14 protein-coding genes, 1 other RNA gene and 2 pseudogenes are annotated in these 17,213 nt (G+C 52.6%); 13 read left to right on the plus strand and 4 right to left on the minus strand.

The window, feature by feature from the left end; genetic code table 11:
- The first annotated feature begins 50 nt into the window (after nt 1-50).
- From JCM12539_RS01680 to JCM12539_RS01695, 4 genes are all read left to right on the plus strand, one after another.
- Nucleotides 51-485: a MarR family winged helix-turn-helix transcriptional regulator gene (locus JCM12539_RS01680; protein ID WP_054648760.1), complete on the plus strand. Its 435-nt coding sequence runs from the start codon at nt 51-53 to the stop codon at nt 483-485.
- Between the two features lie 212 nt (nt 486-697).
- A complete protein-coding gene (locus tag JCM12539_RS01685) occupies nt 698-1,696 on the plus strand; it encodes a DUF2325 domain-containing protein (RefSeq protein ID WP_054648762.1) in 999 nt (332 codons plus the stop codon).
- Nucleotides 1,697-1,714: 18 nt separating this feature from the next.
- Nucleotides 1,715-2,242, plus strand: coding sequence for a GNAT family N-acetyltransferase (locus JCM12539_RS01690; protein WP_054648764.1), 528 nt, complete (start codon nt 1,715-1,717; stop codon nt 2,240-2,242).
- 14 nt (nt 2,243-2,256) lie between these two features.
- Nucleotides 2,257-2,991 (plus strand): GH25 family lysozyme, encoded by a 735-nt coding sequence (locus JCM12539_RS01695; RefSeq protein ID WP_082405277.1) that lies wholly within the window; start codon nt 2,257-2,259, stop codon nt 2,989-2,991.
- 549 nt (nt 2,992-3,540) lie between these two features.
- Here JCM12539_RS01695 and JCM12539_RS01700 read toward each other — a convergent pair.
- The gene (locus tag JCM12539_RS01700; RefSeq protein WP_054648766.1) at nt 3,541-4,980 is read right to left on the minus strand and encodes a sensor histidine kinase; all 1,440 of its coding nucleotides are present in this window, start codon (nt 4,978-4,980) and stop codon (nt 3,541-3,543) included.
- Nucleotides 4,977-5,693, minus strand: coding sequence for a response regulator transcription factor (locus tag JCM12539_RS01705; RefSeq protein ID WP_054648768.1), 717 nt, complete (start codon nt 5,691-5,693; stop codon nt 4,977-4,979). Before JCM12539_RS01705 ends, JCM12539_RS01700 begins: the two co-directional genes overlap by 4 nt.
- 202 nt (nt 5,694-5,895) lie before the next feature.
- On the opposite strand from JCM12539_RS01705, the gene ssrA reads away from it, so the two are divergent.
- Nucleotides 5,896-6,260, plus strand: a transfer-messenger RNA (tmRNA) gene (ssrA, locus tag JCM12539_RS12485).
- Between the two features lie 210 nt (nt 6,261-6,470).
- On the opposite strand, the gene JCM12539_RS01710 is transcribed toward ssrA, so the two are convergent.
- On the minus strand, nt 6,471-7,181 hold the full coding sequence (locus JCM12539_RS01710) for a hypothetical protein (RefSeq protein ID WP_054648770.1): 711 nt from the start codon (nt 7,179-7,181) through the stop codon (nt 6,471-6,473).
- Nucleotides 7,182-7,329: 148 nt separating this feature from the next.
- A pseudogene (locus JCM12539_RS01715) lies at nt 7,330-8,309 on the minus strand (choloylglycine hydrolase family protein).
- Nucleotides 8,310-8,593: 284 nt separating this feature from the next.
- Here JCM12539_RS01715 and JCM12539_RS01720 point away from each other — a divergent pair.
- The 8 genes and pseudogenes from JCM12539_RS01720 (at nt 8,594) to atpB (ending at nt 17,206) form a co-directional block, all read left to right on the plus strand.
- Nucleotides 8,594-10,051, plus strand: coding sequence for an ABC transporter permease (locus JCM12539_RS01720; RefSeq protein ID WP_054648772.1), 1,458 nt, complete (start codon nt 8,594-8,596; stop codon nt 10,049-10,051).
- Nucleotides 10,052-10,063: 12 nt separating this feature from the next.
- Nucleotides 10,064-10,729 carry an ABC transporter ATP-binding protein gene (locus JCM12539_RS01725; protein WP_054648774.1) on the plus strand — a complete coding sequence of 222 codons (666 nt, stop codon included), beginning with the start codon at nt 10,064-10,066 and terminating at the stop codon, nt 10,727-10,729.
- A 1,014-nt stretch (nt 10,730-11,743) separates the two neighbouring features.
- Complete coding sequence (locus tag JCM12539_RS01730; protein ID WP_082405278.1) at nt 11,744-12,331, plus strand: thymidine kinase; 588 nt, start codon at nt 11,744-11,746, stop codon at nt 12,329-12,331.
- Nucleotides 12,332-12,334: 3 nt separating this feature from the next.
- Nucleotides 12,335-13,413 (plus strand): annotated as a pseudogene (gene prfA, locus JCM12539_RS01735) (peptide chain release factor 1).
- A complete protein-coding gene (gene prmC, locus JCM12539_RS01740; RefSeq protein ID WP_054648778.1) occupies nt 13,406-14,236 on the plus strand; it encodes a peptide chain release factor N(5)-glutamine methyltransferase in 831 nt (276 codons plus the stop codon). Before prfA ends, prmC begins: the two are co-directional and overlap by 8 nt.
- 27 nt (nt 14,237-14,263) lie before the next feature.
- The gene (locus JCM12539_RS01745) at nt 14,264-15,280 is read left to right on the plus strand and encodes an L-threonylcarbamoyladenylate synthase (protein WP_054648781.1); all 1,017 of its coding nucleotides are present in this window, start codon (nt 14,264-14,266) and stop codon (nt 15,278-15,280) included.
- 83 nt (nt 15,281-15,363) lie between these two features.
- Entirely contained in the window at nt 15,364-15,993 is a 630-nt protein-coding gene (upp, locus tag JCM12539_RS01750; RefSeq protein ID WP_054648783.1) for a uracil phosphoribosyltransferase, read from the plus strand.
- A gap of 493 nt (nt 15,994-16,486) precedes the next feature.
- On the plus strand, nt 16,487-17,206 hold the full coding sequence (gene atpB, locus JCM12539_RS01755) for a F0F1 ATP synthase subunit A (protein WP_054648785.1): 720 nt from the start codon (nt 16,487-16,489) through the stop codon (nt 17,204-17,206).
- The last annotated feature ends 7 nt before the right edge of the window (nt 17,207-17,213 follow it).

Raw genomic sequence — 17,213 nt, forward strand, 5'->3', positions numbered from 1 at the left:
AGCAACAGTTGTTAATTAAACTGTTAGTGAGACAGCATGGAGGCGGGAAAATGCGAGTTAACGGTCGTGGCGGTCTGGTTGAGGCCGTCTTTGAATTTAACCAGGTGAATCAATTATATTTTGAACAGCAGGTGAAGGCCCTTGGAATCACCATGTATCAGGCCCGCATCCTGAACTACGTGGCTGCTCACCCTGGGACCATCCAGCGACCATTGACCACGGTGCTGGGTAAGCCCGCAGCGACGGTGACCAACATACTCAAGGTGATGGTCCGTAATCACTTACTTGAGCGACGGGTGCCCCAAGATAACGGGCGGCAAAAGCAACTTTTTCTGACGGCTCAGGGACGCTCGCAGTTCAGTGCAGTGGAGAACATCTTTGCGGAACGTGACCAGCAGGTAACCCAGTTGGTTGATCCGCAGTTACTGGACTCGCTACTCAGCACAGTCCGCAGGGTAACTGAACAAATATTGGCCAATCAGTGAAGCCTATTGGCGTGAACGCAAATCAAGGCAAAGTGTGCCTAGGTATATGGGGTGCGCGTGGAGGAAAGAATAATCATTATGACGTTAACAGAAGAGTACCAGCATGACGTGCGGGAATTACTCGCGCTCATGACACCCGCCAATCAGCCGGTGGTAATGAAGGCAATTGAGCTGGTCAGCAAGTATGCTGGCCACCGCACCTCGCGCAACCAGTGGCGACCACGCCCAGTGTTGCGGCCGTGTCGTTGGCTGCTGCCAGCAGTGGCGCCGCAAATTACGATTACGCACCAGCCCCTGACGAACCGGTGCCCGCCGCACCTACGGATATCTTTCGGGTTGAGCGGCGCTTAATCGGCGCCGAGGTTGGCGACCAGTACGTTTCCGAAAAGCAGGTCCGTACGTTGGGACTGGATGACGGGGACACCGTGCAGTTAGACACTGACGACGCGGTGCCCGGCCAGGCACCCAACATCCGGCTTGTAGCCAAATCCAAATCAACGGCGACCCCGCAAATTAATGGCGTGCAGTTTGCAGTTTTGCAACGGGATAAGCGGTTGCCCGCAGACTATACTTTGAGTGCCACCAATAACTTCAATCAGCACCCATTATTAACAACGGACGACGATGTACCGTTCAAATTTCTAATTCGCCCCGCCGACGTGGAGCGGTTGGGCCTGCAAGCCGGCGACATTGTGGACCTCTCGTGGTATAGCGCCGAGGGCCCGCAACGCGCAGTCGTGTCTTGGGTTCACGGTGATGATGACGCTGACCTTGCGGCGATGGCGCAGAAGCGGGGGACCAAGAAGACGGTCAAAGGGGACCTGGACGCCACGCCCAAAGGTTACACGGTGAAAATACCGTTTGATTTGGACGGCCGCCGGGTATTGTTTGTCGGAAACGCCGCCAACAGCAACGATATGGCTTTGGTTGTAGCTGCGCATAACGGTGGTCAGGTAACCGCCACCGACGCCACGAAGGGAAGCCAGCTTAAAACCAAGGTGGGGCACGCGGATTTGATGGTACTGATTACGGATGAGGTGCACCACGTGACGACCAACACGAGCGTCAAAATTGCGAAGAGCCAGAAGGTACCGTATGCCGTTTCCAGCAGCGACGCGCCGTTCAGCATTGAGCGTGCGTTGTACCGCGCGGTGACTGGGATGCCCGCATACGAGCCAACGGCGGGAACGTTCGACTACCCAACCGTTTAAAGCAAGGGGGATACTGTCATGGACACACCAAGTGAACTGGTTGCTACTGCAGTTGGTAGACACGCTCCAATTTTGCCGCAGGTCGAACAACTATACGTGGACGCATTTCCAGCGGCGGAGCGGGTGCCATTCAAGCGGTTAGTGCAAAGCCCGCTTAATGGCTACACGGATAAGCTATGGGTGTTTACGCGCAACGACGAGTTCTGTGGTTTTATGACTACCATCACTCGTGCTGATCTGACCCTGGTAGGCTACTTTGCCATGATGCCGGCACTGCGCGGGCAAGGTAATGGTAGTGCCGCTTTGCAGCTGATGCGGGGGATGATGCCGCAACAGCGGATTGCTTTAGAGATTGAGGTGCTGGACCCACAGGCGGCTAATTACTCAGAGCGCGTACGCCGCCGGGATTTTTACATTCGTAATGGGTACCGAATGACGTCCATTCAATACTGGACGTACGGGGTGCCGTTTGTGGTGATGGTTAACGGCGCTGATATTAGTGCGGAGGAATACCATCAATTCTATGATCCGCTGGTAAAATCGTAATTCGGAGGAACGTTATGCGGAATAAACAGCCAATTTACGCAGACACCTTTGCCAAACACCGACGTTGGGGCATTACCGGCCTGGCGGTGGCGGTCGTATTGATTATTGTTGCGACGGTGGCTTACTTTGCGCTACGTAATCCGCGCCCAAGCGTGCATCGATATCCGGTTTTGGGGGTGCAGTTGACCCAAAGCGACGGTACGCAAAATTTCACCTCTCTGCATACACAGGGGGTGACCTTTGCGTACCTCAAGGCGACGCAGGGCAGCAGTTACTTTGATGATAATTTCAACACGAACTATAGTGCGGGAATCGCGTCCAGTGTGGACGTTGGTGTGTACCACTACTTTAGTTTTGACAGTACGCCCACTGCGCAGGCGGACTCCTTTTTCAAGCACGTGGGGAGTAATACGGGGACGTTACCGATTGGTGTATACGTGACGGCGTACACGGAGTTGCCTAGTCGGGAGCGGTTGTCCCAGAACTTGCAGCAATTCGTTAATTTGTTGACGCAGCATTATACCGGGCGGCGAGTGGTGATCATGGGCAGTCCAACGGTGTTGAAGTTGGTACAAAGTGTGGCCAAAGGGGCACCACGGATGGTGATTAGCACGCAGCATGGGGATGTGGGCACGCACGCGTTTTGGGAATACACGACGGGCGCACCGTTGCCTGGTGGAACGGGGACTAGGTATACGGCCATTGTTTATAACGGAACGAGGGCGGGGTATAGGGAATTGTTGAGGTAGAGAGCGGAGCCCCGCGGTTAGAAACCAGAGTATAAGTGGCTCCGAACGAGAATCCCGCACTTGGATTCTTGTTTGGAGCTGCTTATACGTCGGTTTCTGCGGGGCGCAGCTCGTTTTCATACGCACAAGTAATGCGGGAGCGGGGTAGCATTCAACCGGAATTGAAATGGCAATGCACTTGGCCTTTTGGTGTTAGTAGCTTATGCGTCGCTTTCTGGCCTGCGCAGCTCGTTTAGATGAAGAGAGCGGAGCCCCGCGGTTAGAAACCAGAGTATAAGTGGCTCCGAACGAGAATCCCGCACTTGGATTCTTGTTTGGAGCTGCTTATACGTCGGTTTCTGCGGGGCGCAGCTCGTTTTCATACGCACGAGTAATACGGGAGCGGGGTAGCATTCAACCGGAATTGAAATGGCAATGCACTTGGCATTTAGGTGTTAGTAGCTTATGCGTCGCCGCGTAGCTCGTCTCGTTTCCGCGGACACCAACAGCTATCCAGGCCCACACAAAACAGGCCACACCCTCCATGCAGAAGGTGTGGCCTATTATTCATTATGCGTCCGCTGGTTGTGCGTCATTAGTTTCTTGTTCATCAGGGAAGGTGATATGGAACGTGGTCCCGGCTCCTAACTCTGATTGAACGTCGATAGTACCACCATGTTGCGCCACCAGCTGGTGCACAATGGCTAAGCCGAGGCCGGATTCACCGTACTTGGTGTTCTTCCGCGACGGGTCAGCTTTGTAGTACCGCTCCCAGATGTTTTGCACCTGGTCTGCGCTCATCCCGATACCATCATCACTAATGCTGAACTCGGCCTGCTGGTAGCCTCGTTGACCGGTGATTCGAACGTGGCCGTTCTGGGTAAATTGAATGGCGTTTTGCACGATGTTGAAGATAATCTGCACGAAGCGGTCGTGGTCGGCGTACACCATCAGGTCCTCTGGTACGTCGACAATGAGCTCATCCCCGGCACTTTCTGCTTTCTGATGGAGCTGCAAAGTGACGTTGTCAATGTCGCGCTTGGCTTTAAACGTCTGCCGTTGCAGGATGATTTGGTTAGTCCGAATCTTTTCGTAATCCAGGTTTTCGTTCACAATCCGGATGAGGCGCTTCGTTTCGTTTTGCATCAACTCAATACTCTTGGCCTTTGATTCTTCGGGAATGGCATCGTACGCTAGCCCCTCAAGCAGGCCGTTAATCGTGGTCAGTGGGGTCCGCATTTCGTGAGCCGCATCGGCCATGAACTGACGCCGCCGATCCTCCTGGCGTTCAATTTCTTTTTCGCTTGCTTTGAGTGAGTCGGTCATGTTGCTAAAGTCGCTGGCGAGTTCGCTAATTTCATCACGACCCGTGGTTTCCAACTCAACGTCATAGTTGCCCTGAGCAACTTCGTGCGTGGCGTTACGCAACCGGTCAATCCGGCGGTTAGTGTACCGGGCGATAAAGTAGCTCAAAATCACGGCCACGGTAGCAGAAATAATGAACCCGATGAGGACACTCCGCTTGGTCTTACTAATGGTCGTTTGAATGGCCTCTACGGGTTCGTATGCCGCGATAACGTAGAGTAGTTTTCCCGAATAGAATACGGGGCGGTAGAAGATTGTGATGTTTTGCGTCTTGCCGTTGCGCGGGTTGGTGGTTGCCGCCTTGACGGCTACACTGTCACCGGATTTCAGTTGTTGCCAATATTTCGACTGAATACTACCGCCCGCCACGCCCGGATAGCGCATCTGATTTTTCGAGTTATAGATGACAAAGTTGACGTGTTGACCGCTCAGAATCCGTTCGCTACTTTGAATAAATTCACTGTTGATGGTGGACTTATTGAGTAGCGCATTCTGTTCCAGATTGCTGGTGTAACTGGACAGTTGGCGAAAGTTGTCTTCCCAGGCCGCAGTGGTGGTGGAATGAATGAAAAGAGCAGCCACCACCAGCAGCGAGACGATGATGGTGGTCAACATACCAATCATTTGTTGGTAGATTAATTTCATTGATCGAGACCCGAGTCATCAAACTTGTAGCCCACCCCCCAAACAGTTTGGATGACCTGGGGGCCGACCTTCTCAATCTTTTGCCGTAACTTCTTGATGTGGGCATCCACGGTTCGTTCATCACCGAAATATTCATATTCCCACACCAGCTGCAGTAGCTGATCACGGGAGAATACTTGTTTCGGATTGCTGGCCAGGGTGCGTAACAAATCGAACTCTTTGGGTGTCAGACCCTCGATTTCGACGTCGTTGAGGTAAGCCTCACGGGTCTTGGTACTGAGCTTGAAGTGGTTGGTGGTTACATCGTAATCCCCATTGTCCGTGGTGGTTTCACTGTCCCCGCCAATTTCCGCGCGACGGTGGAGTGCCTTAATCCGCGCAATGAGGGTGATTGGAGAAAATGGCTTGGTCACGTAATCATCCGCGCCAATATCCAGACCCAGAACCTGATCACTTTCAGTGTCGCGGGCGGTCAGCATGATCAACGGGACGGTGGAGCTGATGGCGCGAATTTCTTTGGCCACAGCCATGCCGTCCAGTTTGGGTAGGTTGAGGTCAAGGGTAATGAGGTCAAAGTCGTCGGGATTGGACTTGAACTGGTCGAGTCCTTCCTCGCCATCGTACGCGTTCACGTATTCCCAACCTTCCTTTTGGAAAAACATATCCATCATTTCAGAAACGGATTGGTTGTCTTCGATCATCAAAATTTTCATTAGCAGTAAACCTTCCTCATTAATTAGTTTAATTAGTTTTATTTGTGTTGGTTATGCCTTCTACCAGTATACACTTGTTCATGATGCAAAGGCGGTGTGGGTCTCGGCTCCCTTACCTGGGTTACGGGCTAGCCGAGCCGGCGTCACGGGGGCACCGCTTTGATTTTAGCGGCCAGAGATGATAGAATAATATAGCAATATCGGGGGTGTAATGGTCTCGACATTGGCATCTGCGCATGTGGTGCACTCCGGAGGGCTCGGCTCCGTCATCAACGGCACAGTTAATATAACTGCTAAAAACGAAAACTCTTACGCTCTCGCTGCCTAGGTAGCTTAAGCGTGATCCGCCTAGCTTCACCCAAGGGCTAGATACGGGTCTCAAACTCATTGGGTTACGGCGGCCGGTGCTACTCGAGCTTGTCGCAAGAGATAGTGGGTATGCGTTCGTGGGTTAGCCTGGTTGGCCGGCGCGCCACGTTCGCGAGATTTAAATAGGTCGACTATGAGTGTAGAGCCATGTGTTGGCGGGGTTAATGGACAGGAGTTCGATTCTCCTCACCTCCATTTTGACCACTTTGGGGTGGTACGGACAAGACCGGGAATGCTGTTAAGTCAGTGTTGTTGGTCTTTTTGTTTGGAGCGGGATAGGGGCGTCTTGGGAGCTTGGCACATTTTTCTATCCGCTTACCGTCCTATTTCTCCTCAATTTATGGATATTCTAACCATTGTTTATGAATTTTCTGCAAAGGAGCAATGATGTTAGATAACCAATTACCTTTAGTACTGCTGTAATGTGTACAGATTCTGATTGCTTTCAAAGTTGTCATACGCGGTGGACATGTTAAACGTTTTTCCGCCATCGTTTGAATTAGCAATTGCAAATCTTGTGGAATCCGTATCGGAATTGTCTGTAATTGAACTACCCGTTTGCCAGTTCTTAGTGACGGTAACACCCTGAGGAGCTATAAGAAAGCTTAGTTGCACGTAGGCTGTTTGTTCACTACTGGAATTATTGTTAGGGTCAACGTTGTACTTAAATGACCCGGAAACATTGACCACCAAAGTTCCATCTGGGTGTCGCAGCACCTTGGTGAATGAGTAATCGGCAACGTCTCCGGAGGCCGTGACACCAGATGATGTTTGGTTACCAAAGTCGAGGCTGATTGTGGGGATTGCACCATTTTCATAGATGCCACTCAAATAATCATACTTGCTCGGGTCGCTAACCGTTTTGGTGCCAGCATCCGGTGCGCTTTGAGCAGTACTTGTGCTTTCCCCAGCTTGGTTATTAGTCGCCTTTGACTGTCTGCTAGATGTGAACACACTACTACTGCTTTGGGCAACACGATTATCCTGGTTGGGTGTTCCTGGTCGCATGTTGACCAATATTACCGCGATGATCGTTATCGCCAACAGTACCCCAGCAGTGATGGCGCTGATAATCCAGCCAGTTCGTTGGTGTTGGTGGCGCATATCTTGACGTGACATAAATATCTCTCCCAGTATTTAAGTTGTGGACTTTATTTGGTACTGAAAGCGTATCACGTGCATGTTTGATGGGCAATTGCATACCCATCCCAATACCCCAAACGGCCCAGAGCGTCGCACAATTGCGATACTTTGGGCCGTTAATTTATTAATTGAGCGCGGTGACCTGTTGTTCCCGTGGTACCGGGAAATCAGTGACGGTGCTTTTGTTCATTAACGCCTCGGTGAGGTGGACGGCGCTAATATCGCTGCTTTGGTATGGCTGAAAGTAGTACGTGGGGTTACTCATTTGCATGTAACCCCGATACTGAGTGTAGTCAAACTTACCGTTGGCCTGTAGTTTGACGCCGCGCGGAATGTCGAACGGTTCGAGCAGGTGGTTGACGGTGTTGATAGCCACTTTGTCAGGAACAGCGGGAGCATATTCTCGCATGAAGGCGGCGCGGACAAACCGGGAGGTCGACGTGTAATCGCCGGGTAAGCCTAACGCACCGGCGCCGGGCCCAATCTGTTTGGCCGTGTAGCCATTGAATTGCCGGTCAGGCTGGCCACCGTTTTCGAGCTGAACGTAGTTGCCAGATTCTGCCGGTGCCAGGCAAAGTCGGGGCTGTTAGTCATTACGCCGATCTGGTTGTCGTACCAGTGAATACCTTCCGCCTGCATCTCTAGTACACCGCAATGACCCGCCCGGTCGGCAATTATCCAGTGTAGTGGCACGTTGGCTTTGAGTAGGGGGAGCGCAAAGTTGACGACGTTAATCTGGTCCAAGTGCGCGCGGACCTCGGCGGTGCTTTGGTTGACACCCAAAATCCAGTTCACCAATTCAAATGATGCCAGGTTGAGCTTTCCGCTAACAGGCTGGTCCGAGTAGTGCGCCTCATCACTAAAGTACAGCGTGGCGGCACTGAGCCCGTGCTCGTTGACGCCATCGACAACGATATAATCCTGAAGTTTGGCGCCGGCACCGACAAAACCAAACTTGGTCGTGAAGCTCCGTCCGGTGACACTCTGAAAGTTGTACTTACGCGGAATAACAACGGGGTTACCGCCAAGTTCAAAGCCAAAGTCCATTGTGCGAGCCAACCAGTATTGGCCGTCACTGGTCGCGTAGGTCATGCTTGTGCACATAATTGTGCCTTCTTTCTATAGTATGCGGTTGTGAGATATATCGATTGCTGCAATTATTTTAGCACTTATCTTTGCACGTGAGATGGGTGGATCCCCAACCCCAAATTGTGCACCCCAAAGTGGTGGGTGCACATATTTGCCCGCGGCCACCGCCAAATAGGCGGAAAAACTGCCGCGTTTAGTCTGACATCGGTCATACTTTGGTCATCTTTGTTCAGTATCTTCTTAGCTATGGCACAGGGGCGCGCAGCCGCTGTCCAAATGCGCAGCAAGGAGATGCAAAAATGAACTTCGTCAAACGTGCGTGGCTCAACCTCATCGCGAGGAAGGGCCGAACATTATTATTAATTCTCGTGACTTCAGCAATCATGTTGTTCGTCATGGCGGGGTTACTGATTCGCAACGCCGCAAACACCGCGACTGAGAACGCCAAGGATAGTGTCGGCGCGACGGTGACGCTGACCGCTAACCGTTCCGCGGCCTTTAAAAAGATGCGGCGGAGCATGAGCAGTAGCAGTGGTAAGCCGTCAGGCCGACCGACCATTACAACGACCCCGGTGTCGTTGAAGACGGCCCAAAAGATTGCCCGGCTGAACAACGTTGAGAGCTACGCCGTCAGCGTGTCCACAACCGCGAAGGCATCTGGCTTTGATACCATCCAGACTTCCAACGGCTCTGGTGGTCCGGGGATGAGCAACTCTAGCAGTACGAGTAGCGTCACCGTGAGTGGGGTCTCGAGTACCAGCAGTAACAGTAGCTTTAGCGACGGGACGTACAAGATTAAGTCCGGTCGGGGCCTGACGAGCAAAGACGTGGGGTCAAACAACGTCGTGATTGAAAGCGAGCTGGCGAGTGAAAATAACCTCAAAGTTGGTTCGACTATCAAGGTGAAGGCGACAACGGGGACCAAGAAGACTTATTCGCTCAAGGTCGTAGGTATCTATAAAGCTAAGAGCAGCTCGACTGCCAGCGCTGGTCCGGGACAATCCGATCCGGCGAACACCATCTTTACGGGTTACCAGCTTGCCAACAAGATTAAGGGGACCAAGTATGCGGGTACCGCAGATTCTGTAGTCTTCACGGTCAGCAAGCCGGCCAAAGTGAGTGCGGTGAAGGCAGCGGGCAAGAAGCTGATTAATACCAGCAAGTTTAGCCTGAGTACCGATGATAGTAGTTACAAGCAGGTTAAGGCGTCAATGAGTAGCGTCACCAGCTTTGCCAACAAGATTGTCTGGTTGGTTGCCATCGCCGGGACCATCATTCTTGCGTTGATTGTAATTTTGATGATCCGGGAGCGGCGGTATGAAATTGGTGTGCTGCTATCCCTCGGCGAACGCCGCTGGAAGGTTGTGGCCCAGTTCTTCGCTGAAATGGTCGCCGTACTCATTGTGGCGGTCGGGATTGCTGCTGTCGGTGGCAAGTTCGTTGGTGATAAGCTTGGCCAGCAACTGATTAGCCAGGAGTCGCAAAGTACCAGCTCCATGACGGTTGCTTCCCAGTCTGGTGGTCAAGGCGGCCAGATGGGTGGCGGTGGTCCGAGCCAAGGCGGCGGGCAGATGCCGGGTCGTTCAGGCAACATGATGTCAACGGCTAAACAGCAACAGGCAAAAATTTCCACGCAGGTTTCAGTGTGGAGTTTGCTACAGCTCTTCGGTATGGGGTTGATGATTATTCTGGTGGCCATTATGCTGGCGGCCGGCGGTATCTTACGGCTACAGCCGAAGAAGGTTTTGATTGAGTAGGAAGGTGATTGAATGCTAGAAACCAAGAAATTAGGCTATTGGTATGGTCATGAGGACGACGCACTCTTTAAGAATGTCACGCTCAGCTTTGACGCTGGCAAGTCATACGCGATTGTTGGCCAGTCGGGGTCGGGGAAGACGACGTTCCTGTCGTTGATTTCCGGACTGGATGTGCCCAAGGCTGGAGTGATTGAATTCAACGGTCAGGACATTAGCAAAGTCGGACTAACAAATTACCGCCAGCATGACGTTGCGATTGTCTTCCAGTCATACAACCTATTTAACTACATGTCCGCACTGGAAAACCTGATGACGGCGATGGCCATCACAGGTGCTCAGCACAAAGGTGATAAGGAATTTGCGCGGCAGATGTTAGCCAAGCTAGGGCTGACGGATGAGCAGATGGTTAAGAACGTGCAGAAACTGTCAGGTGGGCAGCAGCAGCGGGTAGCGATAGCGCGCACCATTTGTTGTGACGCTCCTTTGGTGGTGGCGGATGAACCGACTGGTAACTTGGATGAACAAAACACGGTTGAGGTGATCGACCTCTTTCAACAGATTGCACACGAGCAGCACAAATGTGTCATTATCGTCACGCACGAATCGGAGGTGGCAGCGCGGTGCGATGTCGCCATTCGTTTAGCGGAGCGGACGTTCCGGGTTGAACAACCGGCATAAGTGTATATGAAACTGGGACGGCATCGCTGTGATGTCGTCCTCTTTATGTTGTCTCATCCTGGAAGTAGTGTAGGGATTGCCGGGGCCCATCGGCTTTACGGTTCCGAGATAATGGCGGGGTGGTTGGCCGGAGCTGTGAGCCTCACGCTCTCGCCCGTCCCGGGCTACCGCGAATGTTGGAACTCGAGCAAAAAAAACGCTCGAGTTCCAACGTTTGATTCCGTAATTCGCTTCGCTCATAACGGAACTACGGGCATACAGCCGCCAACCATCCCGCCATTATCTCTCCACCGTAAAGCCAATGGGCACCTACCGTGCAGAATGAACATTACGTTGATGAGACCCACCGAGGTTGCCAAATTATGTAGGTCATATACCATTTGGGTGAGAAACATCCTCTGATGATACTGAACATCTCGGATTCCAGTGCAATAATGCGGGTGCAAGGCTAATATTGGTTCAATACTCCAATACGAAAGTAAGCGGTACTTCTTGGAATTTTGATTGTTATCGCTAGGCGTACAATTGTGTTGGATATAGGATGCATAACGTTGGTTTATTGGTTGTTGTTTCCCGTCATAGTAAATCATGCTGAGGTATCGGTATTATCGGTACTGAACCCACATGAGTCGTTAGAAGAACAATGGCACATGGATTGTGACACGCAAATGTAGGTTTCTGTGGCAGTTGTGGTGGAGGGGATATGGCCGGGGATCGTGGCGGCTGCAGGCCCGTAGTTCTGTTGGAATTACTGCCAGTAGTGCGTTAGCACGTACTGGCAGTTATGACTTACAGAATCAAATTGGCTAGACCGAGCGGGTTTTGCTTGGGCTACGGCAATTCGCGGTAGCCGCCAGGGCGGGAGCGTGAGGCGCGCAGCTCCGGCCATGAGCCCCGGCATATCCCGGAGCCACGGCTGCCACAGAAACCGGCGACCTGCAACGACGCCCTATTTAAATGTTGCGGATAGTTTTGTATACTAGACGGAGTGAAAATTCATGGGGAGGCCACGAGATGGCACAACTTTTCTTCCGCTACGGTTCCATGAACAGCGGTAAAAGCATCGAAATTTTGAAGGTGGCCCACAACTACGAGGAACAAGGTAAGCGGGTCATCCTCATGAATAGTAGTATCGATACCCGCTCCGGGGTGGGTCATATTGCCAGCCGGATTGGCCTCGAACGTGACGCTCATCCAGTATTCCCGGATAGTGACGTCTTTGCGATGGTTCAAGAAATCGACGACGGCGCCAGCTGTGTGTTGATCGACGAAGCACAGTTTATGACCCAACAACAGGTGTTTGAATGCGCCCGGGTGGTTGACGAGTTGCACATTCCCGTTATGGCCTTTGGGTTGAAAAATGACTTTCAAAACCACCTGTTCGCAGGTAGTGAGGCCTTGCTGGTTTACGCCGATAAGATTGAAGAAATGAAAACCATCTGCTGGTTCTGCGCGAAGAAAGCCATCATGAACCTGCGCGTGAATAACGGTCACCCGGTGTACGAGGGTGAGCAGATTATGATGGGCGGTAACGAGTCGTACTACCCGGTTTGCCGCAAGCATTATTTTCACCCGCCACTGGATGTACGGGGAGAGGAATAGGTTATGGATAAGATTTTTGAACAACTCGACGGGGTGTTAGCCCGGTACGAGGAAATTGAGGAAATGATGGCCGATCCTGAGGTCATCGCCGACACCAAGCGATTCATGGAAATTTCCAAAGAGGAAGGATCCATGCGTGAGGTGGTGACGGCATACAAGCAGTACAAGCAACTGCTGCAGGATATCGACGAAAATGACGAAATCATGCGTGACAGCGATGACCAGGAACTAGCGGATATGGCCAAAGAAGAACTGGCCGCTGACCGTGAACAGAAGGCCAAGCTGGAAGAGCAGATGAAGGTCATGATGTTACCGAAGGACCCCAACGATGATAAAAACATCATCATGGAAATTCGTGGTGCTGCCGGTGGCGATGAGGCCAGCCTCTTTGCGGGTGACCTGCTTAACATGTACACGCGTTATGCCGAAAACCAGGCTGGAATACGGAAATTATCGATTCCACGCCAACCGAAGTGGGTGGCTACAAAGAAGTCGTGGTCATGATTACCGGAAACAACGTATACTCCAAGCTGAAGTATGAAAACGGGGCTCACCGCGTCCAACGCGTGCCCGTAACTGAAAGTGCCGGCCGGGTGCACACCAGTACTGCCACGGTCGGTGTAATGCCGGAGTACGAAGAGGTGGACTTCAAGCTGGAGCCGAAGGATATTCGGACCGACGTTTACCGTTCCAGCGGTGCTGGTGGGCAACACATTAACAAGACCAGTTCCGCTGTCCGCATGACGCACATTCCCACGGGGATCGTGGTGGCGATGCAGGACCAGCGCTCCCAGCAACAAAATCGTGTTAAGGCCATGCAGATTTTGACGAGTCGTGTGTACGATTACTACGAAAGTCAAAATGAAGAGGAATACGCGGCCAAGCGCCGGACGGCCATTGGTTCTGGTGACCGGTCGGAGCGTATTCGTACGTATAACTACCCACAAAACCGTGTGACCGATCACCGCATTGGCTTGACGCTGAACAAGCTCGACAAGATTATGAACGGCGATTTGGACGAGATTATTGCGGCCCTCGTGGTGCAGGATCAGGCCAAGAAGCTGGAGCAGTTAGATGTCTAGGAGTTACGGGGAGGCGTTGCGCGAAGCGGAGCGCCTTTTATCGAGCCATGGCTTGGAACCTGATGGCGCGGATTACGTTTTGACCACGCGGCTGAACTGGACGCGTAGCCGCCTAATTCTGCATGCGCGGGACGTCATGCCCGCGGCCGTTGATGACCAGTTGCAACGCGACCTGCAGCAACTAATTGCCAACGTGCCGCCGCAGTACGTGGTGGGTAGGGCGCCGTTCTTCGACGATTGGTTCCGGGTGACCCCGGATGTACTGATTCCCCGGTTTGAAACTGAGGAGTTGGTTTCGTGGGTGTTGAGCGACCAGCAGGCTGCAAAGACGGGCCTGGACCTAGGTACCGGTAGCGGCGCCATCGGGATTACGCTGGCGCAGAACCTGCCGAATACGCACATGACGCTGAGTGACGTCTCCGCCGCGGCTTTGCGGGTGGCGCGGAGTAACGCGGATGCGCTTAGTGCCAATGTGGAAGTGGTGGAGAGTGACCTTTTCGCGGAGTTGCCCCAACGGTTCGACTTTGTGGTGACGAACCTTCCGTACATCAGTCACGATGAAGAGTCGGTGATGGATGTCAGCACGATAGATTACGAACCACATCTGGCGCTGTTTGCAGATGATCACGGGCTGGCGCTCTTCCGCCGCTTCTTTGCGACTGTCGGCGACCACGTGCATCCGGGTGGGGCCGCGTACCTTGAGTTTGGCTACCACCAGCAGCCGGCCCTTGAGCGCATGTTGAGCGTAATGCTGCCCGCGGCGACGGCTGAATTTCGCCGCGACATGGCGGGACACCCGCGCATGCTCAAAGTACAGTTTTGAGGTAGGACAATACTATGGAGGCAAACTATGCAGACAACTGTTTTTACACGGGACACGGTTGCTGACGCCGCCGCTTTGTTGCGGGCAGGCGAGTTGGTCGCGTTTCCGACCGAGACGGTTTACGGCTTGGGGGCGGATGCAACGAACGTGACCGCCGTGAAGAAGGTCTACGCGGCCAAGGGGCGCCCGAGTGATAACCCGCTGATTGTGACGGTGGCGGATATTGATACGGTGCGGCGCTTTGCGGACGTGACACCAGCCGCCGAGCAATTAATGCGCAAGTACTGGCCGGGCCCCCTCACCATTATCCTGAACATTATCCCGGGGGCCCTGGACGCGACGGTGACCGGCGGCTTGCAGACAGCGGCATTTCGCTGCCCGGATAATGCGGCTACGCGCGAGTTAATCAGGTTGGCGGGTAACCCCATTGTCGGACCCTCAGCCAACCTGTCTGGTAAGCCAAGTCCAACTACGGCGCAACACGTTTTGCACGATATGGATGGGCGCATCGCCGGCATTTTGGATGATGGCCCGGCGCGGGTCGGCGTAGAATCGACCGTACTGGATATGAGCGGCAACGTGCCCGCCATATTGCGGCCGGGGTTCGTCGATGAAGAAATGTTGACGGCCGATTTGGGTGCCGTCAATACCGATCAGCACCATGTTGGGGCCAAAGAGACACCAAAGGCACCGGGGATGAAGTATAAGCACTACGCTCCCGACGCGCAGGTAGTGATTGTGGACCACCTAGCCGACTTTCCCGCGGCCATTGAGTGGGCGCGGGCTGATGGTCGCGACTTTGGCGTGCTCGCAACCGACCAAGTGTTGGCGCAGGTGCCCGCAGGTGTGGAAACGTACTCGTTGGGCCGCGATTTAGCGAGTGCGACGCGCGACCTGTTTGCGGGCTTGCGCTACTTTGATCTGCATCCCGATGTGTCACTGGTGTTGGCGCAGGGCTTTGACCAGGAGGGGTTGGGCGCAGCGTACATGAATCGCATCAACAAGTCGGCTGGTGGGGAACATTTTCCGGTAACGGAATCGTAACCCGCAAGCCGGTGGTCTATGCTATACTGATGAACGGAATAATGGCCTGAGTGGGGCCACGACAAGCAAAGGAGAACATAACGATGGGCAAGTTTACGGTTTTAAATCATCCACTGATTCAACATAAATTGACGTTGATTCGTGACAAGAATGTCGGTACTAAGGAATTTCGTGAGGTAGCGAACGAAATTGCCGAGTTGATGGTTTATGAAATCACACGCGACTTACCGCTAGAGGACGTTGAGGTTGAAACCCCAATGGGCAAGTCCACCCAGAAGCAACTTGCCGGTAAGAAATTAGCGGTTGTACCAATTTTGCGTGCGGGTCTCGGGATGGTCGATGGGGTCCTGGAACTCATTCCGGCCGCCAAAGTTGGCCACATTGGTATGTATCGTGACGAAAAGACGTTGAAGCCACACGAGTACTTTGTGAAGATGCCGACCGACATCGATCAGCGCGAACTACTGATTGTGGACCCAATGCTGGCAACTGGCGGGTCCGCCATCATGGCGATTGATGCGCTGAAGAAGCGGGGCGCCAAGGCCATGAAGCTCATCGTCCTGGTGGCTGCACCTGAGGGCGTTAAGGCGGTCCAGGAACAGCATCCGGACGTGGAAATTTACGCTGCTGCCCTAGATGACCACCTGACGGAGACGGGTTACATCTTCCCTGGCTTGGGGGATGCTGGTGACCGTTTGTTTGGTACTAAGTAAATAGGAAGTAGTTATCAAGGAGTACGCCGTGGGTGTGCTCCTTTGATTTTCAACACGGTATTGGGTCGGCGGTCTGCGGACGTAAATTCTCGCGGATTAATCGCCATCATATTCGTAGTAACTTACAGTCATCATCGCAGATGATGGGGTGGACAGTGTTCTTGCCAATGAAACAAGGGGATATTGTAGTCGGCAGCGGACTCGATTAACGTTGCGCACACAACTTTTTAATACCCAATTTGCGCTTTATTGGTGCTTTTCATTTGATGTAACACTTATGAAAGCCGCCATTTAGCTAAAGGCGACGCTTTCATTCCAAAATGGAGTGAAAGCCGACATGATGGGGAATTCCTTTTGTCTTTTCTATCTGAAGGTGATAGAGTAAGCAGTGTATTTTGAGTGCTTGTGCGCTGGCAAATACAATATATACATACGCTGTACCCTGTGACAACGTGTGACAGTTAACTAAATAAAGAAGGAGGAGGTGAATTCTGTGAACGATAAGTATCCCTACCTATCGATTGGCGGTTTACGCTTCAACCTCGCGAACGACATTCCAGTGCTAATTTCGGCCATTGTAGTTTTTGCGTTGGTGTTCTATTTGTCCCGTAAACCGACATTACGTCCGAAGGGCCGGCAGAACTTGCTGGAATGGCTCATCGACTTTACCAACGGGATTGTGCGTAGTGCGATGCCGGGTGAAGAAGGGTCAATGTTCCAACTATTTATTTTCGTCATGTTCCTATTTGTGTTCATGGCCAACCAGTTGGGACTGTTCATTGACGTCAACGTCAGTGGCGTGACCTGGTTCCATTCCCCGACGGCCAGTCCGTTAATTACCATGACTTTAGCCATGGTGGTACTGGTATTGGCTCACTATGTTGGGGTTGCTCGCCACGGCTTTAAGGGTTACCTGAAGGGCTTTGTTAGCCCGATGCCGATGCTGGCGCCCATCAACTTATTGGAAGAGTTCACGAACTTCATGACCTTGGCTCTCCGTCTGTACGGTAATATTTTTGCCGGCGAGGTGCTAATCATGCTGATTCGTAACATGGCGTTATCCGGTAAGTTTGCTATCTTGTCATTCCCATTAGGCTTCTTGGCCGAAATGGCATGGCAAGGGTTCTCAGTATTCATTGGTAGTATCCAAGCATACATTTTTGTCACGCTCGGATCCGTATACATTTCCAACAAGGTTTTGTCTGAAGAATAGTATTTTT

This window comes from Lacticaseibacillus pantheris DSM 15945 = JCM 12539 = NBRC 106106 (assembly GCF_001311175.1).
In the GTDB taxonomy this organism is placed as follows: domain Bacteria; phylum Bacillota; class Bacilli; order Lactobacillales; family Lactobacillaceae; genus Lacticaseibacillus; species Lacticaseibacillus pantheris.